This window comes from Nocardia pseudovaccinii, assembly GCF_050942345.1.
GTDB lineage: Bacteria > Actinomycetota > Actinomycetes > Mycobacteriales > Mycobacteriaceae > Nocardia > Nocardia pseudovaccinii.
Genome location: NZ_CP192074.1, coordinates 4,023,268 through 4,049,220, shown reverse-complemented (window position 1 = coordinate 4,049,220; position 25,953 = coordinate 4,023,268). Strand labels below are relative to the sequence as shown.

Below are 25,953 nucleotides of genomic sequence, written 5' to 3'. Positions count from 1 at the left end.
ACGAGCATTCGTCCCGTTTCCTTCGATGCTAGCGGCAGCTCCACAGCCGGTTGACCGTGGCCGCCACTACCAACGGGTAACCTTGCGCGGTGCTCAGGCTCATCCGTGACCCACGCATCCTGACCCTGCTCGTCGGTGGCGTGGCGCTGTTCATCGCGGCCATGCTGGTCCCGCTACCGACACCGCAGCAGATGCAGGACTGGGCCACCTCGGTCGGCCCGATCTTCCCACTACTGTTCTTCGTGGTCCATGCGCTGGTCACGGTCGCTCCGATCCCACGGACCGTGCTGACGGTGAGCGCGGGCGTCCTGTTCGGCCCCGCGCTCGGCATCGTCCTGGCCGCCTCGGCGACCACCGTCAGCGCCGCACTGGCGATTCTGCTCGTCCGCGCGCTGGATCGCGATCGAGTGGCCGCCCACCTCACCCATCCGGCGGTCCGGTCCATCGATGAACGCCTCGAACGCCGCGGCTGGCTCGCCGTCGGCTCGCTGCGCCTGATCGCCTTCGCACCGTTCTCAGTGATCAACTACTGCTGCGCCCTCTCCTCGATCCGTTTCTGGCCATACCTGATCGCCACCGTCATCGGCATCCTTCCTGGGACCATCGGCACCGTCATCCTCGGCGATGCGCTCACCGGACGTACCCACCCCGGCATGCTCGTGGTCTCCGGGGCGCTCATCGCCATCGGCATCATCGGTCTGATCGTCGATGCACGCTGGTCACAAACCCGCGAACCGGATCTCGAGACCGCCCCGGTCACCGTGACCGACTGACGCCCGAGCGGCGTATGCAACGCCTTGCATCGATTCCGGTTTGCGGTTGCGCGCGGACGGCTAACCCGCAACAGCAACGACCGCTCGAAGGGAGGTGACGAACGATGGCGGTACACGCAGTCGAACCAGGGCCGAACGGCAACAACCACGACAACTGGAACCAAGACCCCCGCGAAGATCTAGCCGACGACGTCATCCGACCGTGGGGCCGATGACAACCTGAGCTATTCCACGGTCAACTCGATCGGGATGGCGAAGACATCGACCATCGCGCCATTGCGCAATACCGTCACCGGCATCGAGACCCCGATGGCGTCGCCGAAGAGTTGGCGTTGGATGCCCTGAGCGTCGGCCACTTCCGAGCGGGCGACGCTGAGCACGAGGTCGCCGCGGCGCAGCCCCGCGTGATCGGCGGGGCCGCCGCGGACGACTTCGACGATGCGGACACCGGCATGTTGGCCGGTCCGGGCGGCGACCGAGGCGGGCAATGGAGCCGGAACACCGACCAGGCCCAGGTAGGCGCGGCGCACCCGGCCGTCTTTCAGCAGGGTGCTGATGATGCGGCGAGTGGTGGCGTTGATCGGGATGGCCAGGCCGAGTCCGACGCCCGCGACCGCGGTATTGACACCGACCACCCGTCCCGATGAATCCGCAAGTGCGCCACCGGAATTGCCCGGATTCAGGGCGGCATCGGTTTGGATGACGTCCTCGATCACCCGACCGGCCCGGCGGGAAGCGACTGGAACAGCTCGCCCCAGCGCGCTCACCACGCCCGCGGTCACCGAACCCGCCAACCCCAGCGGACTCCCGACCGCCACCACCAATTGGCCGACCACCAGCTTGTCCGCATCGCCGAGCACCACCGCACCCGGTGCACCGGCGCGGGCGCGCAGCACCGCGAGATCGGAGAGCGGATCGATGCCGACGACGTCGATGCGCGATTCCACACCGTCCGCGAACACCACATCGCCGCTGCTCGCCGAGCCGACCACATGCGCGTTGGTCAGCAGGAATCCGTCATCGGTGAAGACCACCGCGGATCCACTCCCCCGCCGGGTTCGCACACTCGCCACATGCGGGGTGACCGACGCCGCGACGGCGATGACCGACCGCGAGTACGCGTCCATCGCCGAATCATCCAGATCCCGTTGCCGTGTGGTGTCTTCCGGACCCGGCAACGGGACCGACTCGTCGTCCACGCTGACCACCATCCTGCTCATCGGGCGCGCACTCGATATCTAGGCCGCCCTCTCCAGCATCCTCCGCGGCATCGTCCGCTGCAGCGTGTTCGCCACAGGCGCAACCGGATTCATCCGACGTTCACCAACGCCCGCCGAGGCAGCGCGGCCGCGCACAACCTTTACCCAAACCGTCTCAGACGGCATCGAGTGCGGGCGTCCGGGGCGCGACGGAGCGGGGGGTGCCAGTTGGTCGTCACCGCCACCTGCCCGAGGAAGCCCGCGATGCCACCGCGCCCGCACCTGCTCCGAGCGGCCGAGCGTCATCAGCCGCGCCCCGCCGCCGTGCAGCACCTGCCCGGCCCTCGCCGGCCGAGCTGATGCGCGCGAACCACGCGGTTGGTGGAGATTCGTTCGACTACGCGCCGGGCACGCGATCCAGGAAGCCGTGCACGCCGATGATCCGGCCGTCCTCGGCGAGAGTGATCACATCCGTCCCGGCGACCGGCGCGCTCCCGTCGGCCGAAACCAGCTCCCAGGAGAACCGGGCGGTGCTGTGGTGTCCGTCGACCGCACCGAGCTGCCGGAATTCGAATCCGGGGAACTGCTGGTGCACGCCCCCGATGGCCGCGGTCAGTTGCTCGTGTCCGGCGACATCGGCCAGCGGATCGGTGTAGAAACCGTCCTCGCGCCAGGCCGCGGCCACCGCCACGGCGCGCACCTCGTCATCGGCGGCATTCCATGCCGTGAAGTAGCGCCGCACCGCATCCTCGTACTGAGACATAGCGAATCATCCTCTGCTGGAAGGTATTTCGGTCCCGCCGGAAAGCTCCGGCGGATACCTCAACCTTGCCCGCTGCCGATCACGGAGTCGATTACGCGCGAGGTAAGGATCAGCGCGCGAACCACCGCGGCCACTGATGGCCGCGCTCCCACACCGTGTCTCCGGCGACCACGACCAGATCGCAGATCTCGGTGACCGCGCGCCGCGACGCCCAGATGTGTTCTCTGCTCGGCACGATGACCGCACGCGCACCGCAGCGCACGATGGCTGCGAGCAGCCGTGCGACCGGATCGCCCTGCGGCCCCACCTTCATCGAGACCAACTCGTACCCCATTCGAGCCGCGCAGCAGCGGGTCGCCCGCACATCGTGATCCACCATCGATCCCGAAATATCCCACCGCACGAACCCGATCGCCCACGGTTTGGTCGACACCCCGTTACCGAGTGCCCCCGTTTCGCTTGCCAACCGCCCGACAACCTCCCATGATTCCGACCCGCTCATGTCACCACACCTGTCTGCCAGCACCAACCAGAACGGTAGAAAAGCGGCCGGGCGCGGCACCATGGTTTTGCGGGGATTTGCGGAAGTTGTTGACCCATTTGACGCTGACCGGCGACGATGGTGAGCAGCCAGCGCAATACCCACGCGAGACGAGGCCACTCTGATGCGTATACAACTGCTCGGCGGACCCACCAACAACACCGGCTCGCCCCGGCTGTGGATCGATGAGGATCGACATCTATATCTCGTGCAGGGCTACCGGGTAGCCCATGACGCGAACCGCGTCGAAATACCGCATATGCTGCTCGGCTGGCTGCAGCCCGGCACCTACATCGGCGCTCCGCTGCTCGATTCCGGGCACGGTTCCTTCACCCTCGCCGGACAGCCGATCACCGATCCGGATGCCTTGGCGCACATGCGGATTCCCGAGCACGAAACCGCGGTCGCGGTCCCGGTCGGACAGAGCCCGTGGGAATGGTAATGCAATGCTCTTCTTCACCATCGAGGAAACCAACGATCTCATACGCGAGACCCGAAGCGACGCTTTCCATCTCGAGGTGTCCGATGATCACTCCCAGGTCTCCGACGAGACCGAACCGATGCGCCGCGTGCTCGCGGGCCTGCCGCCGTTCGAGGAGGACTCCTATCCGCCGTCGTGGCGGGCCTGGGAGGAGCTCACCAGCGAGGTCGCCGGACGCGGTGTGCCGATGCGGCGCGTTCGGGTGGTCTCGGAGCCGCTCACCGACTACGTGCGATTCCTGCACGCGCTCACCGATCGCAATCAGCGCTACGGCGAGGACATCCGCTGGCTGCCAAGGCATCTCGCCGATCCCTCGGAATACACCGATGACGAATGGTGGCTGCTCGACGAGACGGTCGCCTTTACGATCTTCACCAAGACCGGCGATCTGGCGGGGGCCGCGGTGACCACCGACCCCGTGCTGGTCGCACGCTGCACGACAGTACGAGATACACTGTGGAACAAAGCAATTCCGCACCACGACTATATGCCCGGCGGGCGGAGTGGATGACCGGTGTCGAGCAGTCCCGGCAAGCCTTCGGGGCACGCTTACGCGAACTGCGCAAGGCCGCACATCTGACCGGCGTGCAGCTCGCCGCCGACGCGGGCTGGCATTCGGCCAAGGTGTCGCGCATCGAACACGGTAAACAGACGCCGAGCGATAGCGATCTGGCCGAGTGGTGCCGGCTGTGCGGTGCCGAACTGCTGCTGCCGGATCTGCGTGCGGCACTGGCGAATATCGAGGCGCTCTGGCAGGAGTGGCGGCGCATCGCCGCGACCGGACATGCCCAGCAGCAGCGCCGCCGCATCGAGTTGGAGGCGCGCGCCACCACCATCCGCAATTTCGAGAACGCGGTCGTCCCGGGCTTGTTGCAGACCGAACCCTATGCCAGGGCCGTGCTGGAGACCTGTATCGATTTCGTCGGCGGTATCGACGATATCGATCGCGCGGTAGCGGCCCGGATCGCGCGCCAGCGGATTCTGCACCACGGCACCCATCGGATCAGCATCCTGCTGGCCGAACAGGCGCTCTACACCACGGTCGGCGACAACGAGGTGATGGCCGGTCAGCTCGAACGTCTCATCGATGTGATGCCGCTGCCCCGGCTCGCACTCGGCATCATTCCGCGGACGGCGGACTTCCTTTACACCACAACATGTTTCGTACTGCTCGATAAACGCATCGCGGAGGTCGAGACGATCTCGGCGGGTCTCACCATCACCCAGCCACGCGAACTCGCGTACTACGAGAAGACCTGGGCAGCGCTGCACCGGCAGGCCCGGTACGGCGAAGCCGCCCGAGCCATTATCACCGATGCGCTGAAGCTGCGGTTGACGCAGCTGTAGTTACAGTGCCGCACGGAGTTTCGCGGCATTCTCGTAATCGCGCTGCCACTCCGGGCCGGTCGGGGCGAGGATGACGCGTTCGACGCCGACGTCCCGGTGGGCGGCGAGCGATTCGACAGCGGCCGTATGATCAGCGGGCAATGCAGGCGCGACCACGGTAACCGCAGGCACCGGACGATCGAATTCTGTGGCCAGCGCCCGCAATTCGTCGAACCCTGCAGCCAACTGGTCCAGGCCCGGCTGCAGGGTGATCCAGCCCTCGGCGTATTCGGCCGCGCGCCGCCGCGCCCGAGTCCCATTGCCTGCCACCAGGACCGGCGGCATCGCCGATCCGGGTGCCAGCGCGACGTCGACGCCGTTGACGGTTGTGGTCGAGCCGGTGACGAGATCGGGCAGCACCCGCAGTGCCTCATCGGTGCGCCGCCCGCGGTTGTCGAATGTCGTACCGGCCGCGCGCCAACCGATATCGCCGTGCGCCGGATTTCCGGTCCCGACACCGAGCAGCAATCGGTTCTCCGAGACGTACTGCAGTGTGCTGATCTGCTTGGCCGCCCACGCCACCGGGCGCAGTGCGAGCAGCATGACGTTGTAGCCGATCCGGATCCGGTCGGTGACGGCCGCCGCGGTCGCGAGCGTTACGGTGCTGTCCAGCATGGGCGCGCTAGCGACGAGATGGTCGGTGGACCATACCGATTCGAGGTCGAGTTGTTCGGCGAGGCGGGCGGCGGCCCGCACATCGCCGAGGATCGGATGTGCCGGATCGGGAGTGGAGGTCGGGAGGATCACGCCGATATCGAAGGTCATGAGCACAACGTTAGGAATGAATCGTGAGCGTTCCAATGGCTCGATCGCTCATTCCCATGCCTGCAACGCTCACTCCGTCGCGGCCGCCTGCTCGGCGGGTTTGCGGTGCAAGCCCTTTCGGTCGTAATACTGGGTCACCACGGCACCGACGACCAGGCCGATACCCAGACCCAGCACCGCCATCCAGCCACCGCGCGCGAGTCCGGCGGCACCGTTGGCGTTGAAGTAGAGGATGGCACGCAACCCGAGGAAGACCTGATGCATGGGTTCGAAGGTGGCCAGCCACTCGAAATACGTCGGCGTCGCTTCGATGGGCACGCTACCGCCCGAGGAGGGCAGGCCGAGCACGATGAACAGGATCAGATTGACCAGCAGACCCGCGGTGCCGAGCGCGGCCAGCACCGACAGCGCGGTCACCCCGACCGCGATGATCGCCAGCACGCAGTACAGGAACAGCGCGAGCGGATGATCGAGCGGCACGTCCAATGCCGCTGCGACACCGAGGAATACCGCTGAGACGATCGGTGCGGTGACGATCAGGATCGCCCATTTCAACAGCAGGGTGCGGAAGCGGGAGATCGGTGCGGCCGGATAGTGCACGTACCACGGGCCGTATTCGGTAGGCGCGAAACCGAGGGCGGAATCGGTCATCGCGTGGATGATCATCGCACCGGTGAATCCGGCGAGCAGCACCATGATCGTGTAGAAGAACGCGGACAAACCCTGTCCGGTGCCCTCGGGCAGCGGCCGATACGGATCGACCACCACCTGGATCGGATGAGCGAGCATCAATTGGCTGGCACCGGCAAGCTGCGGCGCCGGGCCACCCCCGGCGGGCTGCAGCTGGGTCTGCACAGTGTCGGTGAGTTGTTTCCCGACTGTCTCGTCGACGCGAGTCAGCGCCTGATCGGCAATGCGCTGCATGACCCCGGTGGCGAAACTGCCCGCCCGAGGGTTCGTGTGCACCGTGATGATCGGCTGTTCGACCTTGCCCGGGACCACACCGGCCGCGCCGAGAATGGCCAGCCGCTTGGTGAAGTCACTGGGGATGACGATCGCACCGTAGACCTTGCCCTGGCTCAGTTGCCGTTGCGCCTCGGCGAATCCGACGACCCGCAGGTCGATCTTGTCGGTGGGCAGGCTCGCGACGAGTGCGTCGGTGATCTGATCGCCGACATTTGCGGGCTTGCCGCCCAGGGTATCGCCATCGTCCTGATTGACCAGTGCGACAGGGAAATCGTGCAGGTTCTTGGTCGGATCGACCACGTACGCCAGATACATCGTGCCCAGCAGTGACATGAGCAGGGTGACCACGGCGAGCGGGGCGATCCAAGCCCGTAGCCGCAGATGGCGGGCGGCCGTTCCGGCAATCGTCATGGGCGCACGGTAATCCGTCGCGGCGGTGTTGCGGTACCGATCCGGCGCGTATCGGTGGCTGCTCACACCCCGGCACCGACACCCATCACCGAGACCGCGATCACAGCCTCAGCGCAGCCAGCCCTTGCGCTTGATGTAGACCAGCGGGATCACCGCCGCCACCAGGGTCATCAGCGTGGTGGCGAGAAAGCCGTGCTCCCATTCCAATTCGGGCATCCAGGTGAAGTTCATGCCGTAGAAGGTCGCGATGAGGGTCGGGGGCAGGAATACCGCGGTGATGATGGTGAACACCTTGACGATCTGGTTCTGCTTCACGTCGAGCCAGGTCATCACCGACTGCTGCAGATAACGCACCTTGTCGTGTTCGAAGCCCGCGTGCTGTTTCACGCCATCGATATCGGCGATCAGGATGGCGATCAAGCTCTCGAGATCGCCGGTAGGCGTATCGGCCATGAGATGTCGTGCGGCGCGGGCCAATTGGAGTTGGGTCTCCTGCACCCGCGAGACGATCTCCTCGGCGGCGTTCATCCGCGACATGGTGCCGCGCATATCCGCGACGCCGATTTCGCGGCCGCGGCGGTCGTAGCCATTGGTGGCCATCTCGATATCGTCGTTCATCGCCTCCAGCGCGTCGCTGGCGCAGTGGATGACCCGCTCCGATGCCTCGTTCAACGCCCAGAGCAGCGCGTACATCACCCCGTGCGAGGATACGGTGAGACCCGGATTGCGGCGCATCTTCGCGACGGCCTTGTCGAACGGCGTGAAATGCGCATCCGGTTGCAGGGTGACGAGGAAATCGCTGCCCAGTGCGAAGACGATGGTGTCGCGTTCGATGGCGTCGCCGCGTTTGTAGGTCAGGACAACAGGCAGATAAATGAAGCTGTCGGTCTCGAAGACCCGATTCCGCGCGGCGGCGAAGTCGACGCCGAGGCGTTCGCGCAGCACCGCGGCCGCATCGGCGTCGCTCGTCGCGAGCGGAATCCAGTGCTGCTGTAGTACTTCGGTATCGAAGCGATCGGCCGCGGCGGCGGTGACCGTGGTCATCGGCTACTGCCCGTAGGACGAATGCGCCGGCGATACCGACGACGAACCGACCGGTTGCTGCGGATGAGCATAGTGCATCGTCAGTAGTCCCGCGCTGATCAACAGGTACAAACCAATGGTGAACCAGATCGCTTGTCGCTCGAGATTCGGTGCGCGGTGCGGAGATTCGACCTTGTTGAACAGTGTCGCCATGGCAGGCTCCAATGCTTCCGTACGTCCAGTGGCCGCGCTCGCCACGATGCACTGGCGAACGCCATTGGCGGGGCACCCCGCTTCATCGGTTGATCTCGGCGCACGAATTGCGCCATCAATCATTAGAAACCCGCCGCAGCAGTCCGTCAATCAGTTGCGCAAGTATGCGCAATCGGCGATATCGGGTGACCGAGCCTGGTCACATACGCTCGGGTGCGGCGATGCCGAGTAGCCCGAGTCCGTGCGCGAGCGTCCGTGCGGTCGAATCGCACAGTGCGAGACGGTTTTCCCGTACCCGATCGGGCGCGGTGAGGACCGGGCAGGTCTCGTAGAAGGCCGTGAAGTCGCGCGCGAGGTCGTAGAGGTATCCGCACAGTCGATGGGGTTCGAGGGTAGCGGCGACCTCGGTTACCACGGTGCTGTAGGCGTCGAGTTCGAGTGCCAGGGCCCGTTCGGCGGGTTCGAGTGCGATCGCCGGATCGATTCGCACGGCGCGATCTCGAGCTTTGCGCATGATGGAACGGATTCTGGCGTGCGCGTATTGCAGATAGACGCTGGTGTTGCCGTTCAAGGCGACCATGCGGTCCAGATCGAAGGTGTAGTCCTTGACCCGAGAGGTGGACAGGTCGGCGTATTTGACCGCACCGATCCCGGTCGGTTCGGCGATCGCGTCGAGTTCGGCGGCGGCCAGGTCCGGATTCCGTTCGGCGACAACGGCTCTGGCCTTCGTGACAGCGTCGTTCAGCAGGTCCGTCAGTCGGACTGTACCGCCCGCCCGGGTTTTGAAGGGCCGCCCATCCGGGCCGAGTACGGTGCCGTAGGCGATGTGTTCGGCCTCGATGACATCGGTCGACCAACCGGCCCGCCGGGCGGCTTCGAAGACGAGCCGAAAGTGCAGGGCCTGACGGGAATCGGTGACATACAGCAGCCGCTCGGCGCGCAGGGTCCGCACCCGGTACCGGATGGTGGCCAAATCCGTTGTGTCGTAACCGTATCCGCCGTCGCGCTTGCGCACCATCAGCGGGACCGGTTGGCCGTCAGGGCCATCGACCTCTCGAGAGAAGACGACCAGGGCGCCGTCGCTCTCGACGGCGATCCCCTTGTCGACCAACTCGGCGATGGTGTCGGCCAGCATCGGGTTGTAGAACGACTCGCCGACATAATCGTCGGCCGTCAGCAGCACACCGAGCCGATCGTAGATTTCACCGAACGCCCGCTCCGATTCGGCGACGATCTCCCGCCACCGCCGCAGGGTGGGCGCATCGCCGGATTGCAGCGCCACCACCCGAGCCCTGGCCCGCTGCGCGAACGCCGGATCACCGTCGAATTCCGTCCGCGCCGCCCTGTACAAGCCATCCAATGCCGAAACCACCGACGCATCGCCGCTCAGCTCATTGTGCCGCCAGAGCAGCCCCGGATGCTCATCCAGATATTGGATCAGCATCCCGAACTGAGTCCCCCAGTCCCCCAAGTGATTCTGCCGAATCACCGCGGCCCCGAGAAAGGCCAGCACCCGTGCGATGCAGTCGCCGATGATCGTTGTCCGCAGATGCCCGACATGCATTTCCTTGGCGATATTGGGTGCCGAATAGTCGATCACGGTCCGGCGCCCACGCTCGAAATCCGGTACACCCAACCGATCATCAGCGAGTCGAGCCGAAACCTGTTCCCACACAGCATGATCCGAGACCGCAATGTTGAGGAATCCCGGACCCGAAACCGTCACCGCGTCGAACAGGCCATCGCCCGTATCCAATGCCGTGACCAATTCCGCGGCGAACTCAGCGGGCCGCACCCCCACCCGCTTCGCGACCGCAAGCGCGACATTCGACTGGAAATCGGCACGCTCTGAGCGTCGCACCACCGGATCCGCGCCCACCAGGTCCGGACGAGCCCGACCGATCGCGGCGTCTACGGCCACGGCAACCCTATCGAGCAACGGCAATACCCCGGAATCAGCCACGCGCAATCCCTCCTGTCCTTGTGGACCGTGAGTATTGCAGCGCACCCGATGCCAGGCCGAACCATTTTCCGCGCGGCGCTGACAAGGTCACAGCGCCGAGACCGCCCTGTCCGCGGACCGGCCGGTAGCCTCGACGGGTGGCCAGGGCTCGGTGTTCGAGGAAGGGAGCGGCTGTGACCGCATTCCGTGTGCGTAGCGGACTGGCCGTGCTCGCGGCCACCGGACTGCTGACCGGCTGTTCAGATAAGGCCGCGCCGGACGCCCATCCCACCGCCACCCCGACTGCCAACTCGTTGGCGAACTGCGCGCCGCTGACCGAAGAGCAGATCAGCCGTACCGCGCAGGCCGACACCCTCACCACCCGCCACCGCCCGCCGGTCTGCGTCTGGCAGGCGCAACGCGGCGCTGACGAATCCGACCTGACTTTCACCTTCACCGACCGCGAATCGCTCCAGCAGACATGGCAGCGGGCCGAGAACGACGGGTTCCAGACCGAACATCTGACGATCACCGAACAGATCTTCGGCGCGACCGTCACCGCGACCGGTTTCTACATCCGCAATCCGCAGGATCCCGGTGACTGCGCGGTCGCAGCCGCGGACAACGGCACCATCGTCTGGCGCGTCCGAAACCATTCCCACACGACAACACCCGACCCCTGCGCCATCGCACTCCAATTGGCAACGCTGACCATCGATCTCGCGCCCTAGGCATCGAACAAAGCACCCCGGACCTCGCCGAGATCCGGGGTGCCTGTGGTCTTACCGACTACTGCGACGGCGGCTGCCAGGGCTGCCCCTGCGGCCCGTCCGGGCGGTACGGCGGCTGATGCGGCGGAATCTGCTTGGGCGGGGGCTCCTGCTGCGCGGGCATGACCGGCTGGTGCGGGGACGGTTGGGTCCGGGTCACCGGGGTCGCCACGCCCTCCACCGAAGCGCGGGCGTCGGCCTCCGCGGCGCGAACCGCCTGTTCGATGGCCGGATCCCGGGCCGTATCGAACCAGCCCTCGACATCGGAATCGTCCTCCGGCTTGCTCTCCACATCGTCGACCGGGGTGGGTTCGTAGCGGAATACGCCGTCCTCGCCCTTGGTCGCGAAGTTCTGGGCGAAGCCCTCGAGCGCCTTGCCGAAATCGCTCGGGACCAGCCACACCTTGTTCGCGTCACCGCGGGCGACCATCGGCAGCGTCTGCATGTATTGGTAGGCGAGCAGTTCCGGCGTCGGCTTACCGGATTTGATTGCGGCGAACACCTTTTCGATGGCCTTTGCCTGGCCCTGCGCCTGCAGGTAGGCCGCGGCCCGTTCACCCTGGGCGCGCAGAATCCGGCTCTGCCGTTCACCTTCGGCCGCCAGAATCGAGGACTGCTTGGCGCCCTCGGCGGAGAGAATCTGCGCCTGCTTGGCGCCCTCGGCCGTCTTGATCTGCGATTCGCGGGTGCCCTCCGCGGTGAGGATCATGGCGCGCTTCTCGCGGTCGGCCTTCATCTGCTTCTCCATCGACTCCTGGATCGATGGCGGCGGATCAATGCTCTTGAGTTCGACTCGCGCGACGCGCAGCCCCCAGCGGCCCGTGGCCTCGTCGAGCACCCCGCGTAGCTGACCGTTGATCTGGTCGCGGGAGGTCAGCGTCTGCTCCAGGGTCATGCCGCCGACCACATTGCGCAGGGTGGTCACGGTGAGTTGCTCGACGGCCGCGATGTAGTTGCTGATCTCGTACACCGCCGCCTGTGGGCTCGTCACCTGGAAGTACACGACGGTGTCGATGTGCAGAGTCAGGTTGTCCTCGGTGATCACCGGCTGGGGCGGGAAGGACACCACCCGCTCGCGCAGATCGACCTTCGCGCGGATCCGGTCGGCGAAGGGCACCAGGAACGTCAGCTGGCCCGAGACTGTGCGCGAATATCGGCCTAATCGCTCGATAACGGCCGCCTCCGCCTGTGGCACCAGGGCGATCGATTTGAAGACCACTACCACGACCAACAGCACCAGCACGGCGGCAACGATGAGCACAGCCATTTACGGCTCCTTCCAGACGACGGCGGTCGCGCCATCGATCTTCATGACGTACACCGTGGTTCCCTTCGGATACTCGACCGTCGAATCGAACGGCCGCGCGGTCCACTCTTCGCCACCGATTTTGACCAGGCCGCTGTGTTCGGCGACCGACTCCAGCACCAGCGCCTGCTTACCGGGCAGCGCGTCGACATTCGTCGGGATCGGCGGCGGAGTTCCGAAGCGGCGCCGCAGAACTGGCCGCACCCCGAGCAGCAGCACCAGCGCCAGCACCGCGAAGATAACGGCGTCGGCGACCAGCCCGGTATCGGCCACCGCACCGACTCCTGCGGTGCCGAGCGCGGCGACGCCCAACATCAGCAGCGTGAGGTCCCCGGTGAGCATCTCCGCCGCCGCGAGCAGCAGGCCCGCGACCAGCCAAACGATTGCGGCCACAGCCCCACTGTAGTGGCCCGAACCACTTCTGTGGCGCGACAAACCCGAGATCATCGACGGCGGTTCGACGCGCCCCATGCCGTACTGCTCAGCCATCGAAACCGAAACGACTGTGCGCCTATTGATTTCGATCGAAACGGGGCGCGGCGGCGATCCCCTGAACCAATCCGGTTCCGCATCCGTAATCGCAACAACATCGCGTACGAAGGACGAGGAACCTGGCATGTTTCGGAGATCACGCACCGTCATTTCGGCTGCCTGCATCGCGGTAGTCGGTCTGCTGGCCGGGTGCGGCATCGCCGGTATACCGGTCGCGGCCGAACCCGATGTTCGCAAGTTGGAGATCGGCGACTATCCGGTCGACAAATACCACTACGACCAGGACGCGCACGGCAACGGCGCACTGCTGGAAGGCATTCGGATGGCCGAGGCGGTGGTACCGACGAACCGTATCGATCCGAAATTGACCTTCGGTGTGCTCGGTGGCGTCGTATCCGATAACCAGGAGGCGGCCGACTATTACACCGGCAGCGCGTCGATACCGGTGCTCGAGCGCCACAAAATGCTGGCGGCCTACGGCGCTGTCGGTGCCGACCGCCCCTATGAGCCGTTCCAGATCGATCAGCGCGGCCCCGGCCCAGACGTCACCATCATCTCGCAGCTGCTGATGCGCTTCCCGAACGCGACCGAGGCCGAACAGGCGGCACGCGATCTCGAAGCCGCCGATTTCGCGGTCGCACCCGATCAGAACAAGCGGCTCGAGCTGGACAAATATCCCAATGCCCACACGCACTGGCGGTCCGATGTCGCCAATATCGGGTCCTTCATCGCCGATAAGGAATTCGTCCTGCAGGTATTCATCCAGCGGCCCAGGGCCGATGAACGCGATCTGCTGGGCTGGCTCGGCAACACCTTCGACGCCGAACTCGCCGTCGTCGACAAATTCCGGGCCACCCCCGTGGACCAGCTCGACGACTTGAAGGTCGATCCGGATGGGCTGCTGGCCCGGGCTGTCGTCCGCGACCGCCGCAACCACACGCTCGACCTGCGCGAATTCAGTGTGTACGGCCCGGCCATCGTCGTGCACACCGCCACGAATCAGGCCACCTCGCAGCGGATGATCGACGAAACCGGGCTGGACGCCTGGGCGATCGCGGACGACACCATCGTCTATCGAGTGCGCGACGAGGCCTCGGGGCCGCGTCTGGTCAACGAGCTCATCGCGCGTTCCGGTGACGAATACGATCCGATCGATGCGCCCAAGGATGTGCCCGGCGCGATCTGCCAGCGACTCAATCGGCGCGGCGATACCGATAAGCAGTACAAGCACAGCTGCTACGTCACCTATAAGCGCTATGTCGCGAACGTCAACGGCGATAACGAAGCCGACGTTCGCCAGAAAGTGGCGGCGCAATACGCGCTGTTCGCCAATAGTCTGTGACCGGCACACCAACTCGCTTGCGCCGCAACCCGAACCGGCGGTGCTATTTTCGGGCGGGTGAGCGGGCGTGACATGTATGGCGGCGACATCTTCTCCGGGCATTCGCGATCGAAGAAGCGGACCGTGCCGACGGTCGTCGCCGACCGCGACCTCGTGGTGGAGGATGCGGCGACCGGATTCTGCGGTGCCGTGGTCGGATTCGACCGCAGCTACGACGGCGAATTCGTCAAGTTGGAAGATGCGCGCGGTGCCGTGCGGCTGTTCGCATTGCGCGAGGCCGCATTCCTGATCGATGGTGCGCCCGTCACGCTGGTCCGGCCCAAGGCCGCGGCCCCGAAGAAGCCGACCCGGTCGGCATCCGGTTCGACCCGGGTGGAGGGGCTGCGCGCACAGGTCGCGAAGACGAGCCGGATCTGGGTGGAGGGCGTCCACGATGCCGCATTGGTGGAGCGGGTCTGGGGACACGATCTGCGGGTCGAAGGCGTGGTCGTCGAACATCTCGAGGGTTTGGACAATCTGGCCGAGCGGCTGACCGAATTCGCGCCCGGACCGGGTCGGCGGGTCGGTGTGCTGGTCGACCATCTGGTCACCGGTTCCAAGGAAACCCGGCTGACCACCGGCCTCGGTAAGTATGTGCTGGTCACCGGGCATCCCTATATCGATGTCTGGCAGGCTGTGCGTCCTGCGGCGGTCGGTATCGCGGCGTGGCCGCAGGTGCCCCACGGCGAGGATTGGAAGACCGGCATCTGCCGTCGGCTCGGCTGGGGCACACCGCAGGAGGGGTGGCGGCGGGTCTACAACGCGGTCGAATCCTTCCGCGATCTGGAATCCCCCCTGATCGGCGCGGTGGAGCGGCTCATCGACTTCGTCACCGAGCCGGAGTGACCTCTATATCGGGTCCATTCGCTGAAATCATGTCCCACTCCGCGGAATTCGGCCCGCGCGCCGACGGCGGCCGCGCGCCCGCCGTTGTGGTACTCGCGGTACCGGACGGCGGATCGATGCGCGCAGCTCACCGGGGTATCCGGCATGGACGCCCCCGAGTCGCGACCCTCCTTTATGCTCGATAATTATGTGCTCTCCTAGTGCCACGCTGACGGTGTGGGCCGGCTCCTGGCTGGCCGGTTGCAGCGCGCCCGACGACATCCTCGAGGCGCTGTACGCCTGGGCGCCGCGGCACACCATCGCCGCGGGCGATCCGTTGACCGGCGGCCGCGACGACCTGCCGTGGTCTTCTCGCGACAATCTGTCCGGCACCGGAGTCATGGCGCTGCTCAAGGTGATTCGCGAGGCGATGGCACAACCCGGTGCACAGCTGCGCTTGGTGCTGCCGGTGCCCGGCGATGTGCGCGGACTGCCGACCGGAACGGCCTTCGCCGCTGATGCGATCGAGGCGGGCGAGGGAATGTTGTTCGGGGTGCCGGGCGAGGAGGGCACCGGATTGATCCCGCAGTGGCCCGATGACGACACGCTGCAGTGGACCGTCTACAGCACCCCGATTCCGGCCGCGCCGGGCCAGGATATGTCGCTCGGCGAGGCGGAATACACGATGCGTGAAGCGGTACGCGATGCCGCCGACGCCCTGATGCGCCTGCACACCACCGCCGCGGGCGCGACCGTCGACTCCGACCCCCGCGAACTCATCGAGGCCGAGCTCGCGGATTACTCCCGCCACGACTATCCGGATTCGATCCCGTTGCGCGCCAGGCGAATTCTCGACAGCGCCGATCATGTCGCCGCCATCCTCACTGTCGCACAACGCGAACCGGCCTCCTCCCCGACTTCCGCCACCGCCATCGGCGCGCAGGAAGACCTCCTACGCCCACTGTGGGACGCGATCCGCGCAGCGCGGTTGGTGGCGGTACACGCCGCGGCTCGCGGCAATTCGTAAGGCACCGGCGCAAGGCGGCCACCGGTCCCGTAGGCGCGAGAACACCGGCATCCTCTGGTTGAATAGACCGAGCGATCGCCTGAATCATCCGGGAGGCGGCATGTTTCGCATATCTCGCATTGCCGCGGCGGTAACCGCCGCATTCATCGTCGCTCTCGGCGCCCCTGCCGTTCCCGCCACGGCGATCGTGGGTGGAAATACCACCGAGGCGAGCGCCTACTCGTGGCTCGCCGCCGTCGGCAGCCCGTTTTTCGTCTTCCGACCATCCGGGCAGTTCTGCGGCGGTGCGCTCATCGCACCCGATCGGGTTGTGACAGCTGCGCACTGCGTCGATGTGGCGCGGCTGCTGCCGCAGGCGATCACCGTCACCTTCGGCCGCGCCGACCTGCGCTCGCACGACGGAGTCACCGTGGGAGTCAAGGAGATTCGCATCCACCCGGATTTCCGGGAATCCGATTTCGAGGGCGAGACCGTGCACCACAATGATCTCGCGATCCTCATCCTCGACGAGCCGAGACCAGGCCAGTTCCTGGAAATCGCCGCGCCACAGGGTGATCCGCGCGCATACGGCGACACCGGCACCATCGTCGGCTGGGGCGCGACCTCCGAGAGCGACACCTCGAATACGCTCCTGCGCTCCGCACCCGTCCCGATCGTCTCCAACGCCACGTGCGCTGCCGCCTATGGCTCCGCCTTCGACCCCGCCGATATGCTCTGCGCCGGATCCCCCGACGCCGATACCGCCGAATACGACAGCGGCGATCCACTTCTCGTCGCGGGCCGCCTGCTCGGCCTCACCTCTTGGGGCAAGGGCAGCGCCCGCCCGGGGTTCCCCGGTGTCTACGCCTACCTCACGACCCTCAGCTTCTGATCGACAACACCGCGACGGGACTGGTCTGACGGGTCCCGACGTCAGGCTGGACCGCCATGTACATCGGGGTATTTGTGCTGACGGGTTGCTGACGGCCGGAATTGCGAGGTAGCCGAACATTGCCGGGACACCGCGGACCAGTCGTATACTCGCGTCATGGCGGATGACCAGTCCTCCATCGGATCCCCCGAGACGCCGGTTCTTGTGGTGCAGACTCGGGAACGCGTCTATCGGCTACGCGCTGGGACGGTATACAACGTCGGTCGCGATCCGACATCCGACATTATCGTGACCGATCCGCGCGCATCTTCGGTGCACGCCGTGCTGGAGCGGGGTGCGGACGGTTGGGAAATCGAGGACGCGGGCAGCCTCAACGGCACCTTTTTCGAAGGTCACCGCGTCGAACGGATGCTGATCGACCATGACGAGACGTTCCAGCTCGGTCACGCCGTGGATGGCGAGCAGTTGGCCTGTTCCCTAGAGGGGCAAGAAGGACAAACCGGCCAAAAGTCCGATGACGATATCGGGGTAGACACGATGATCGTCTCCGATCCGGGCTACGACCTCGCGGATGAGGCAACGATCACGAGGTTCCACGCGGGTCGGTCCAGGCGAGTTTCGCGAACGTCACCTTCGGTGGCACGCCCCAGCGCGATCGTCCAGATCACCTCGCCCACGCTTCGGATCGGACGCGCGGCAGACAACGACATCGTCGCGCACGACCTCATGCTCTCCCGCCATCACGCGGAGCTGCGCACGATCGGCGACGGCAGATACCGGATCGTCGACCTCGACAGCCACAACGGCACCTACGTCAACGGCCATCGGATCGACGCCGCGGACCTGTCCGAATCCGATCTGATCGGTATGGGCCACACCACGTTCCGGCTGGTGGGCAACGAACTGCGCGAGTTCGTCGACACTGGTGACGTATCGGTCTCGGTGCAGAGCCTCACTGTGCGGACTCCCGAGGGCAAGGTGCTCCTCGACGGGGTCAGCTTCCCCATTCCGCAACGCTCACTTGTCGGGGTCATCGGGCCAAGTGGAGCGGGCAAGTCGACACTGCTCGGCGCGGTCACCGGGTTGCGGCCCGCGACGGAGGGGACGGTCCGCTACGACGGACGCGACCTGTACACCGACTACGACGAACTCCGGCACCGCATCGGACTCGTCCCGCAGGAGGACATCCTGCACAACCAGCTTCCGACCCGGCGCGCACTGCTTTACGCGGCCGAGCTGCGCTTCCCCGGCGATACGCGCGCCGAGGAGCGCGAACAGCGGGTCGACGAGGTCCTCGACGAGCTCGGTTTGACGCGGCACGCCGATACTCGCATCGATCGGCTCTCGGGCGGGCAGCGCAAACGGGTCAGCGTGGCACTGGAGTTGCTGACCAAACCGTCCCTGTTGTTCCTCGACGAACCGACCTCCGGCCTCGACCCGGGCCTGGACAAGACGGTCATGGAAATGCTGTCGGAACTGGCCCACGACGGACGGACCGTCATCGTCGTCACCCACAGCGTGGCGAATCTCGGTTCCTGCGACCGCCTGCTGGTCCTGGTGCCCGGCGGTCGGCTGGCCTATTACGGGCCGCCCGCCGAGGGGCTGCAGCAGTTCGCGCAGCGCAGCTGGGCCGAGGTGTTCCAGGCGTTCGACCGCGAGGAAGACCGCGACTGGGCAGATGAGTTCCGTACTTCGCCACGCTTCGAGAACTACGTGGCGGTCGGGCTGACCGGCGACGTCGGCCCAACGGAAGTACACACACCCGCGCCGCCGCCCGCGCAGCAGTCCAAGTTCAGCCAGCTCAGCACCCTGTGCCGGCGATATCTGGCAGTGATCGCCTCGGACCGCAGCTATCTGGCCCTCCTTGGGGTGATGCCCCTGCTACTCGGTGGCTTGATCGCTGCGATCCCGTCGGGCCAGGGATTCGCCGGGGCGCCGGGATCCAATATCGATGCCGCGACCAAGCTGATGGTTTTGGCATTCGGTGCGTGCTTCGTCGGCACCGGCAACTCGATTCGCGAGATCGTCAAGGAACAGACGATCTACCGCAGAGAACGCGCGGCAGGCCTGTCGGCCGGAGTCTATTTGATGTCGAAACTGCTGGTCCTGGGCGTGATCACCGCCTTGCAGTCGGCGGTGCTCGTACTGATCGGCCTCATCGGTGTGGATATGCCGTCCAAGGGGCTCTTCACATCTGTCGAGCTGGAGCTGATCCTGGCGATGGCGCTGCTCGGCATCGCATCGCTGGCATTGGGCTTGCTGGTGTCGGTCTCGGTGAACACCTCGGAGAAGACACTGCCGCTGCTGATTGTGCTGTCGATGGCACAGCTGGTGCTCACCGGCGGGCTGGTGCGGCTACCCGGCACCTTCGGCCTGGAGCAACTGGCCTACCTAGCGCCGGCCCGATGGGGGTTCGCCGCCGGAGCCGCCACCATCGACCTGGACACCCTCTCACCGCACTCGGGCGCGGCCGACCCGCTGTGGAAACACAGCATCGGCACGTGGCTGCTCGATATGGGAGTCGTCGCCGGACTGGGGGCAGTCTTCCTAGCGCTGGCCTGGTACCGCCTGTATCAGCTGCGTCCACGGCGCCGCGGTGCGCGTCGCGCGAGGATTTGACGGCGGACGCCCACTTCGAAAGCTACGTTGCCGCGGCAGGGCGTCGCGGTGGCGTGCAGCAGTCGATTGCGCAGGGGGCACCGTTCACGGTGCACCCATAACCCGGAATGTCGCCGAGACGGCGCGGCGGGATACCGGTCAGGCGCTCGTTGATCAGTTCGACGACCAACTGGGCGAAGCGGGGATCGGTGCCGGGGGTGGCGGCCCTGGCGAACGCCATGCCGAGTTCCCGCGCCTTCTCCCTTGCTTCGTTGTCCAGATCCCAGATGACCTCGAGGTGATCGGAGACGAATCCGACCGGGCAGACCACGACCGCATCCACACCTTTGCCGGACAGATCCTCGAGATGATCGACGATATCGGGGTCCAGCCAAGGAATCTGCGGCGGACCGGAACGGGACTGCCACACCACGTCGTAATCGGTGAATCCGGTTGCGGCGGAACACAATCGCGCGGCCTCGGCGACCTGACGGCTGTACAGCCGACCACCGTCCGCGGGCGGTCCGGCGGAAATATCGGCCGACACCGGTATCGAGTGCGCGGTGAAAACCAGCCGAGCACCATCGCGGCGCTCGGCCGGAAGCGCATCCACCGCGGCGCGAATCGCCGCCGCGAACGCCTCGATCAGCAACGGATGGTCGAAGTACTGCCGCAACTTCACCAGTTCCGGCGCATCCGCCCCGAAAGCCGAACGCGCTCTTGCGATGTCCTCGTCGTACTGCAGACAGCCGGAGTATCCACCCCACGCCGAGGTCGGGAATACCAGGGCCGACCGCACACCGTTGGCGGCCATGCGCGCGACGGTGTCCTCGACCATGGGATCCCAGTTGCGGTTACCGAAGTACACCGGCAATTCAGTTCCGGCACCGGCCAATTCGCGCTCCACCGCGGCGATGATGTCGCGGTTGAGCGCATTGATCGGGGAGACACCGCCGAAGTGCAGGTAATGCTGCGCGACCTCCTCGAGGCGTTCGCGCGGCACACCCCGTCCCCGGGTGACGTTCTCCAGGAACGGCATGACGTCCTCGGGGCGTTCCGGGCCACCGAAGGACAGCAGTAGCAGCGCATCCACTTTTCCGGCAGTGGCATCCGCAGCCACGGCTCCTCCTCCGGCTTCAGTTGGCGGCGAACCCGTTTTCCGGGAACCAAGTGTTGTGGCTGGCGCCGCCGTCCACGTAGATGATCGAACCGGTGGTGCCGGGCAGCCAGTCCGACAGCAGCGCCACGATGGACTTGGCGACCACGGTCGGGTCGTCGACATCCCAGCCGATCGGGGAGGCGCCGTCCCAGTACTCGTTGAGCATGTTCAGCTGCTTGGCGTCATCGGTGGCGGTGCCCGCGATGGCCTTGGCGGCGAGGGTCTTGATCGGGCCTGCGGCGATCAGATTCGACCGAACCTTCTTGGCGTTGCCGACTTCCCGCGCCACATAGCGGTTCACCGATTCGAGGGCCGCCTTGGCCACACCCATCCAGTTGTAGTAGGGCATGGCGGTGCGGGGGTCGAAATCCATACCCACGATGGAGCCGCCCTCGTTCATGACCGGGAGCACGGCACGGGCCAGCGAGGCGTAGGACCACGCCGAGATCTCGAAGGCCTTGGCGGCATCGGGGCCGGGGCCGTCCAGGAAGGCCACCGCGTCCGGGCCCATCAGGGTCTTGGGTGCGAAAGCGATGGAGTGCAGAACCCCGTCGATGCCCTCGGGGGCGAGTTCGCGCACCTTCTCGGGCAGGGACGCCAGATTCTCCTCGCTGGTGACATCCAGGCCGATGGCCGGGGCGACCTCTTGCGGCAGCCGCTTGGCGATCCGATCGATCAACCGCAGCCGCTCCGGAATGCCGGTGATGATCACCTTCGCGCCCTGCTCCTGCGCGACCGCCGCCGCGTGGAACGCGATCGAGGAATCGGTGATGATGCCGGTGATCAGGATGGTCTTGCCTTCGAGCAATCCGCCCATGGGTTTTCGGTTCTCCTGTAGTCGAAGTTCAACTGGTTACGCGACGGCCGAACACACCGGCTGTCGGTTGGGTCAGTGGCCCATGCCCATGCCGCCGTCGACCGGGATCACCGCGCCGGACACGTAGGCCGAATCATCGGAGGCCAGGAAGCTGATCACGGCGGCGACGTCTTCCGGCTGGCCCAGGCGCTGCAGCGGAATGAACTTCTTCGCAGTGTCACGCAGATCGTCGGGCAGTTCGGCGGTCATATCGGTCTCGATGAAGCCCGGCGCGACCACATTCGCGGTGATCGAGCGCGAGCCGAGCTCACGGGTGATGGAACGCGCCAGGCCGATGACACCGGCCTTCGACGAGGCGTAGTTGATCTGGCCGGGCCCGCCGCCGAGGCCGACGACCGAGCCGAGGAAGATCATCCGACCCCAACGTGCCCGCAGCATGGCGCGGTTCGCGCGCTTGGCGCAGCGGAACGCACCGGTCAGGTTCGCATCGATGACCTTGGTGAACTGCTCCTCGCTCATCCGCATCAGCAGGGTGTCGTCGGTGATGCCCGCATTGGCGACCAACACCTCGACCGGCCCCTGATGCTGCTCCACCTCGGCGAAGGCGGCATCGACCGAATCACTGTCCGTCACATCGCATTTCACACCGAACAGACCGTCCGGAACCCCTGATCCACGATGCGTGACGGCCACCTTGTGCCCATCGGCAAGCAGACGCTGCGCGACCGCGAGTCCGATACCGCGGTTGCCACCGGTCACCAGGACCGACCGGGATGTGATGTTCGACATGAGGACCAACCTATCTGTTCGGGTTCGTGCGCCACGCCCGGGCCACACATAGTGCTCTATGTAGAACCGGGCGCGTCGCGACGACAGGCGTTGACGACTACGGCAGGCGTTGACGATAGAGCAAGCCGGTAACCACACCGGCAGCGACAACGAGCATGCCGAGCAAAAGCCAAGGCCTGCTGGCATCGCCCCTGGTCATCTCGTAACCGATCTGCTCTTCGAGCGTGTCGTAGACCGCGGTCAACTCGGTCAGGCTCGAGGCGGTATAGAAATCGCCGCCGGAGAGTTTGGCGATCTCGCGCAGCGCATCGTCGTCGACAGGCACCTTGACGCGCTGGGCGCCCTTCCCGTCCTGATCCGGAATCTCCACCGTGCCCCATGACGTGCCGAACGAAATCGTCGACACCGGAACGCTTTTGTTCTTGGCGAGGCGGGCCGCGGTGAAACCGTGCCGTGGGTTGTCGACATCCTTGTCGTCGGGCACCGTCTGCTTACCGTCGGACATCAGCACGATACGCGCGGGCGGCGGCGTTTCCGCACCACCGAGCACCGTGGCGATGGTGTCGATCGACTGCAGCGCGGTGAGAATGCCCTCACCGGTGGCGGTGCGCTCCGCGAGTTTGATGTTGTCGATGGCCGCCTTGACGGCCTCGCGGTTCGTCGTCGGCGGCACCATCACCGATGCGGTACCCGCGAAGGTGACGAAGCCGAGATTGATACCTGGCGGCAGCCCGTCGACGAATTCCTTACCGGCCTTCTGTGCCACCTTCAGTCGCGACGGCGGCACATCGGTCGCCTCCATGGACAGTGAAACGTCCATCACCAGAACGACTGTCGCGCGATTGCGCGGCACCTTCTTGACGGCGGTCGGCCCCGCGGCCGCGATGGTCAGGAACACCAGACCGACCAGCATCAGTGCGATCGGCACATGCCGCATCGGACTCGGCCGCGACGGGGCGACCTTCTCCAGCAGCTCCATATTGGTGAACTGCAGCATGTGCCGGTGGCGGCTGCGCTGAACGAGGATGTAGCCCAACGCGATCAGCACGACCACGGCGAGGAAACCGAGCCAGACCAGCGCGGTGAAATGCGAAATACTCACTGGCGCGGCGCCCGTCCGCTCGGGGCGCCGAATGCGTGGCGCCGGGTGGACACGAACCGGACCACGTCGGAGATCCAGTCCCGATCGGTCTGCAGGGTGAGCACCGGTGCGCCGCAACTGCGCAGGGCCTGTTCGACCTGAACGCGATGGCGTTCGGCGGCGGCCGCGAAATCGGCACGCAGCGAAGGCGTCACGCTGAATTCACGGGTGCGCCCGGTCTCGGGATCGTGCAGCACCACATCACCCACATCGGGCAGCGACAGGTCGCGCGGATCGAGGACCTCCACCGCGAGCAGATCGTGGCGCGCGGAGATGGCGCGCAGTGAGCGCTGCCAGTTGATATCACCGAGGAAGTCGCTGATGACCACCGCGAGTCCGCGCTTGCGTTGCGGGCGGCGCAGCGATTCGATCGCCTCGCGCAGATCGCCGCGCACACCGTCGCGGGCGTGCGGCGTCGTCGCGATCTCGCGCAGCATCGACTGCGCGTGCACCCTGCCGCTGCGCGCAGGAATGCGGGTCAACTGCTCACCGGTCGCGACGACCGCGCCGATCCGATTGCCACCGCCACTGGTGAGGTGGGTGATCGCCGCGGCGGCCGCGACGGCCAGATCGCGCTTCTGACACAGCGCGGTACCGAAGTCGAGGCTGGCCGACAGATCGACCACCATCCAGGTCTCGAGTTCCCGGTCCGCGATCATCTGCCGCACATGCGGATGGGTGGTGCGGGCGGTGACCGACCAATCCATTTGGCGCACATCGTCGCCCGGCTGATAGGTCCTGGCCTCGCCCGGCTCCGAGCCGGGGCCCGGAATCAAGCCGAGGTGATCTCCGTGCAGCACACCGTCGAGTCGGCGACGGACGGTCAGTTCCAGCGTTCTGAGCGCCGCCGTCAGCTTGGGGTCGGACAGTTCGCCCGATCGGAACGACGGTGGTGCATGTGGGGACATCGGCACTGGTGGAACCCCGTCTTGTGGAAAATCAGGCACAGCCGATGCCGAGGTCACTTCGGCTGGTTATTGCCGGCGGCCGGAGACATCTGCGCGACCGGCGGCTGCGGCACCGCGTCCTGGGGGGCGGGCGGCTGCGGGATCGGCGGCTGCGCGCCGTGCGGACCCATGGCGGGCGACGCGGCCGGAACAGGTGCGGCCTGCGCCCCGGCTCCTTGGGGTGCGACCGCCTGCGGTGCGACCTGCGGCAGGCCGACGGTCTGCAGCACGCGCTTGATCACATCGTCCGGGCTGATCTCATCGGCGAGCGCGTCGTAGGACAGCACCAGACGGTGGCGCAGCACATCCGGAATCACCTCGACGACATCCTGCGGCACCACATAGTCGCGGCCGCGGATCAGCGCGACGGCGCGGGCCGCTGCGATGATGCCGAGGCTGGCGCGCGGCGAGGCGCCGTAGGCGATCCAGCTCGCCACATCCTGCATACCGAAATCACCGGGCTTGCGGGTCGCCGCGATCACCCGGACCACGTAGTCGACCAGCGCGTGGTGCACGAACGTATTCGCGGCCACCTTCTGCAAGCGGATCAGCTCGGACGGCTCGAGGATCGGCTTGGCCTCCGGCGGGGTGACTCCCATCCGGTAGATGATCTCGCGCTCTTCCTCCACCGACGGGTAGTCGACGACCACCTTGAACAGGAAGCGGTCGCGCTGCGCCTCGGGCAGCGGGTACACGCCCTCGCTCTCGATCGGGTTCTGGGTCGCCATGACCAGGAACGGATCGGGCATCGGGTAGGTCTTGCCGCCGATCGACACATGCCGCTCGGCCATCACCTCGAGCAATGCGGACTGCACCTTGGCCGGCGCGCGGTTGATCTCGTCGGCGAGCACGAAATTCGCGACGACCGGGCCGAGTTCGGTATCGAATTCCTCACGGCCCTGGCGGTAGATGCGGGTACCGATCAGGTCGGTGGGCACCAGGTCGGGGGTGAACTGGACGCGGGCGAACGAACCGCCGACCACCCTGGCGAAGGTCTCCACCGCAAGGGTTTTGGCGATACCCGGCACACCCTCGAGCAGTACGTGGCCGCGTGCGAGCACCCCGACGAGCAGCCGTTCGACGAGCCGATCCTGGCCGACGATAACGCGCTTGACCTCGTATATCGCCTTCTCCAGGGTCTGGACGTCACGCTCCAGGGTGCTGGGTGCGGGAGCAGCGGCCTCTTTCGCCAAACTTGCCCCGCTCACACCGTCCGTCGAAGTCACCAACATCCCCGCTTTCGCTTTGGTCCTGTGCGTGCTGCCACAACTATTCCAGGTAATGGCCGCATATGCCGCAACCGGACCCGAGATCACGGCAAATCAACAGGTTCACGGTCGGGTTCGCGGAGTGCGGCCCAGCCTGGG

Annotated in this window: 26 protein-coding genes; 10 read left to right on the top strand and 16 right to left on the bottom strand. The window is 66.0% G+C overall.

What is annotated here, in order from left to right:
- Positions 1-89 precede the first annotated feature (89 nt).
- Positions 90-773: a TVP38/TMEM64 family protein gene (locus ACQPZ2_RS18290; protein WP_433526629.1), complete on the top strand. Its 684-nt coding sequence runs from the start codon at positions 90-92 to the stop codon at positions 771-773.
- 224 nt (positions 774-997) lie between these two features.
- On the opposite strand, the gene ACQPZ2_RS18285 is transcribed toward ACQPZ2_RS18290, so the two are convergent.
- The 3 genes from ACQPZ2_RS18285 to ACQPZ2_RS18275 form a co-directional block, all read right to left on the bottom strand.
- Entirely contained in the window at positions 998-1,900 is a 903-nt protein-coding gene (locus ACQPZ2_RS18285; protein WP_433527459.1) for a S1C family serine protease, read from the bottom strand.
- A 469-nt stretch (positions 1,901-2,369) separates the two neighbouring features.
- Positions 2,370-2,735 carry a nuclear transport factor 2 family protein gene (locus ACQPZ2_RS18280; protein ID WP_433526628.1) on the bottom strand — a complete coding sequence of 122 codons (366 nt, stop codon included), beginning with the start codon at positions 2,733-2,735 and terminating at the stop codon, positions 2,370-2,372.
- Positions 2,736-2,844: 109 nt separating this feature from the next.
- Complete coding sequence (locus ACQPZ2_RS18275) at positions 2,845-3,237, bottom strand: hypothetical protein (protein WP_433526627.1); 393 nt, start codon at positions 3,235-3,237, stop codon at positions 2,845-2,847.
- Positions 3,238-3,400: 163 nt separating this feature from the next.
- On the opposite strand from ACQPZ2_RS18275, the gene ACQPZ2_RS18270 reads away from it, so the two are divergent.
- Genes ACQPZ2_RS18270 through ACQPZ2_RS18260 form a run of 3 tightly spaced genes read left to right on the top strand, consistent with a single transcriptional unit; the run spans position 3,401 to position 5,104 of the window.
- Positions 3,401-3,718, top strand: a complete 318-nt coding sequence (locus ACQPZ2_RS18270) for a hypothetical protein (protein ID WP_040691888.1) — start codon at positions 3,401-3,403, stop codon at positions 3,716-3,718.
- A 4-nt stretch (positions 3,719-3,722) separates the two neighbouring features.
- Positions 3,723-4,268 (top strand): DUF6879 family protein, encoded by a 546-nt coding sequence (locus tag ACQPZ2_RS18265; protein ID WP_433526626.1) that lies wholly within the window; start codon positions 3,723-3,725, stop codon positions 4,266-4,268.
- Positions 4,265-5,104: a helix-turn-helix domain-containing protein gene (locus tag ACQPZ2_RS18260; RefSeq protein WP_327099808.1), complete on the top strand. Its 840-nt coding sequence runs from the start codon at positions 4,265-4,267 to the stop codon at positions 5,102-5,104. Before ACQPZ2_RS18265 ends, ACQPZ2_RS18260 begins: the two co-directional genes overlap by 4 nt.
- On the opposite strand, the gene ACQPZ2_RS18255 is transcribed toward ACQPZ2_RS18260, so the two are convergent.
- The 5 genes from ACQPZ2_RS18255 to argS form a co-directional block, all read right to left on the bottom strand.
- Positions 5,105-5,908: an LLM class flavin-dependent oxidoreductase gene (locus ACQPZ2_RS18255; protein ID WP_433526625.1), complete on the bottom strand. Its 804-nt coding sequence runs from the start codon at positions 5,906-5,908 to the stop codon at positions 5,105-5,107. It lies immediately after the preceding gene.
- A 69-nt stretch (positions 5,909-5,977) separates the two neighbouring features.
- Positions 5,978-7,285: a YhgE/Pip domain-containing protein gene (locus ACQPZ2_RS18250; protein WP_433526624.1), complete on the bottom strand. Its 1,308-nt coding sequence runs from the start codon at positions 7,283-7,285 to the stop codon at positions 5,978-5,980.
- A gap of 108 nt (positions 7,286-7,393) precedes the next feature.
- Positions 7,394-8,329, bottom strand: coding sequence for a CorA family divalent cation transporter (locus ACQPZ2_RS18245; RefSeq protein ID WP_433526623.1), 936 nt, complete (start codon positions 8,327-8,329; stop codon positions 7,394-7,396).
- Positions 8,330-8,332: 3 nt separating this feature from the next.
- Positions 8,333-8,521 (bottom strand): hypothetical protein, encoded by a 189-nt coding sequence (locus tag ACQPZ2_RS18240; protein WP_063040332.1) that lies wholly within the window; start codon positions 8,519-8,521, stop codon positions 8,333-8,335.
- Positions 8,522-8,720: 199 nt separating this feature from the next.
- On the bottom strand, positions 8,721-10,484 hold the full coding sequence (gene argS, locus ACQPZ2_RS18235; RefSeq protein ID WP_433526622.1) for an arginine--tRNA ligase: 1,764 nt from the start codon (positions 10,482-10,484) through the stop codon (positions 8,721-8,723).
- A 173-nt stretch (positions 10,485-10,657) separates the two neighbouring features.
- On the opposite strand from argS, the gene ACQPZ2_RS18230 reads away from it, so the two are divergent.
- The gene (locus ACQPZ2_RS18230) at positions 10,658-11,194 is read left to right on the top strand and encodes a DUF3558 family protein (RefSeq protein ID WP_433526621.1); all 537 of its coding nucleotides are present in this window, start codon (positions 10,658-10,660) and stop codon (positions 11,192-11,194) included.
- A 58-nt stretch (positions 11,195-11,252) separates the two neighbouring features.
- Here ACQPZ2_RS18230 and ACQPZ2_RS18225 read toward each other — a convergent pair whose 3' ends face one another.
- A complete protein-coding gene (locus ACQPZ2_RS18225) occupies positions 11,253-12,500 on the bottom strand; it encodes an SPFH domain-containing protein (RefSeq protein ID WP_433526620.1) in 1,248 nt (415 codons plus the stop codon).
- Positions 12,501-12,932 carry an NfeD family protein gene (locus ACQPZ2_RS18220; RefSeq protein WP_387284346.1) on the bottom strand — a complete coding sequence of 144 codons (432 nt, stop codon included), beginning with the start codon at positions 12,930-12,932 and terminating at the stop codon, positions 12,501-12,503.
- A 223-nt stretch (positions 12,933-13,155) separates the two neighbouring features.
- On the opposite strand from ACQPZ2_RS18220, the gene ACQPZ2_RS18215 reads away from it, so the two are divergent.
- From ACQPZ2_RS18215 to ACQPZ2_RS18195, 5 genes are all read left to right on the top strand, one after another.
- A complete protein-coding gene (locus tag ACQPZ2_RS18215) occupies positions 13,156-14,373 on the top strand; it encodes a DUF7373 family lipoprotein (RefSeq protein WP_433526619.1) in 1,218 nt (405 codons plus the stop codon).
- Positions 14,374-14,445: 72 nt separating this feature from the next.
- The gene (locus ACQPZ2_RS18210) at positions 14,446-15,258 is read left to right on the top strand and encodes a DUF3097 domain-containing protein (protein WP_433527458.1); all 813 of its coding nucleotides are present in this window, start codon (positions 14,446-14,448) and stop codon (positions 15,256-15,258) included.
- Positions 15,259-15,445: 187 nt separating this feature from the next.
- Positions 15,446-16,264: a hypothetical protein gene (locus ACQPZ2_RS18205; RefSeq protein ID WP_063040343.1), complete on the top strand. Its 819-nt coding sequence runs from the start codon at positions 15,446-15,448 to the stop codon at positions 16,262-16,264.
- Positions 16,265-16,364: 100 nt separating this feature from the next.
- Entirely contained in the window at positions 16,365-17,135 is a 771-nt protein-coding gene (locus ACQPZ2_RS18200) for a S1 family peptidase (RefSeq protein WP_433526618.1), read from the top strand.
- Between the two features lie 156 nt (positions 17,136-17,291).
- Positions 17,292-19,754: an FHA domain-containing protein gene (locus ACQPZ2_RS18195; protein ID WP_433526617.1), complete on the top strand. Its 2,463-nt coding sequence runs from the start codon at positions 17,292-17,294 to the stop codon at positions 19,752-19,754.
- A 22-nt stretch (positions 19,755-19,776) separates the two neighbouring features.
- On the opposite strand, the gene ACQPZ2_RS18190 is transcribed toward ACQPZ2_RS18195, so the two are convergent.
- From ACQPZ2_RS18190 to ACQPZ2_RS18165, 6 genes are all read right to left on the bottom strand, one after another.
- Complete coding sequence (locus ACQPZ2_RS18190) at positions 19,777-20,853, bottom strand: ferrochelatase (RefSeq protein ID WP_433526616.1); 1,077 nt, start codon at positions 20,851-20,853, stop codon at positions 19,777-19,779.
- Between the two features lie 16 nt (positions 20,854-20,869).
- Positions 20,870-21,709, bottom strand: coding sequence for an NADH-dependent enoyl-ACP reductase InhA (gene inhA / locus ACQPZ2_RS18185; RefSeq protein ID WP_433526615.1), 840 nt, complete (start codon positions 21,707-21,709; stop codon positions 20,870-20,872).
- A gap of 72 nt (positions 21,710-21,781) precedes the next feature.
- Positions 21,782-22,498, bottom strand: coding sequence for a 3-oxoacyl-ACP reductase FabG1 (gene fabG1, locus ACQPZ2_RS18180; RefSeq protein ID WP_433526614.1), 717 nt, complete (start codon positions 22,496-22,498; stop codon positions 21,782-21,784).
- A gap of 97 nt (positions 22,499-22,595) precedes the next feature.
- Entirely contained in the window at positions 22,596-23,600 is a 1,005-nt protein-coding gene (locus tag ACQPZ2_RS18175; RefSeq protein WP_433526613.1) for a VWA domain-containing protein, read from the bottom strand.
- Positions 23,597-24,547, bottom strand: a complete 951-nt coding sequence (locus ACQPZ2_RS18170) for a DUF58 domain-containing protein (protein ID WP_063040353.1) — start codon at positions 24,545-24,547, stop codon at positions 23,597-23,599. Before ACQPZ2_RS18170 ends, ACQPZ2_RS18175 begins: the two co-directional genes overlap by 4 nt.
- 53 nt (positions 24,548-24,600) lie before the next feature.
- Positions 24,601-25,818 (bottom strand): AAA family ATPase, encoded by a 1,218-nt coding sequence (locus ACQPZ2_RS18165; RefSeq protein WP_433526612.1) that lies wholly within the window; start codon positions 25,816-25,818, stop codon positions 24,601-24,603.
- Positions 25,819-25,953: the final 135 nt, after the last annotated feature.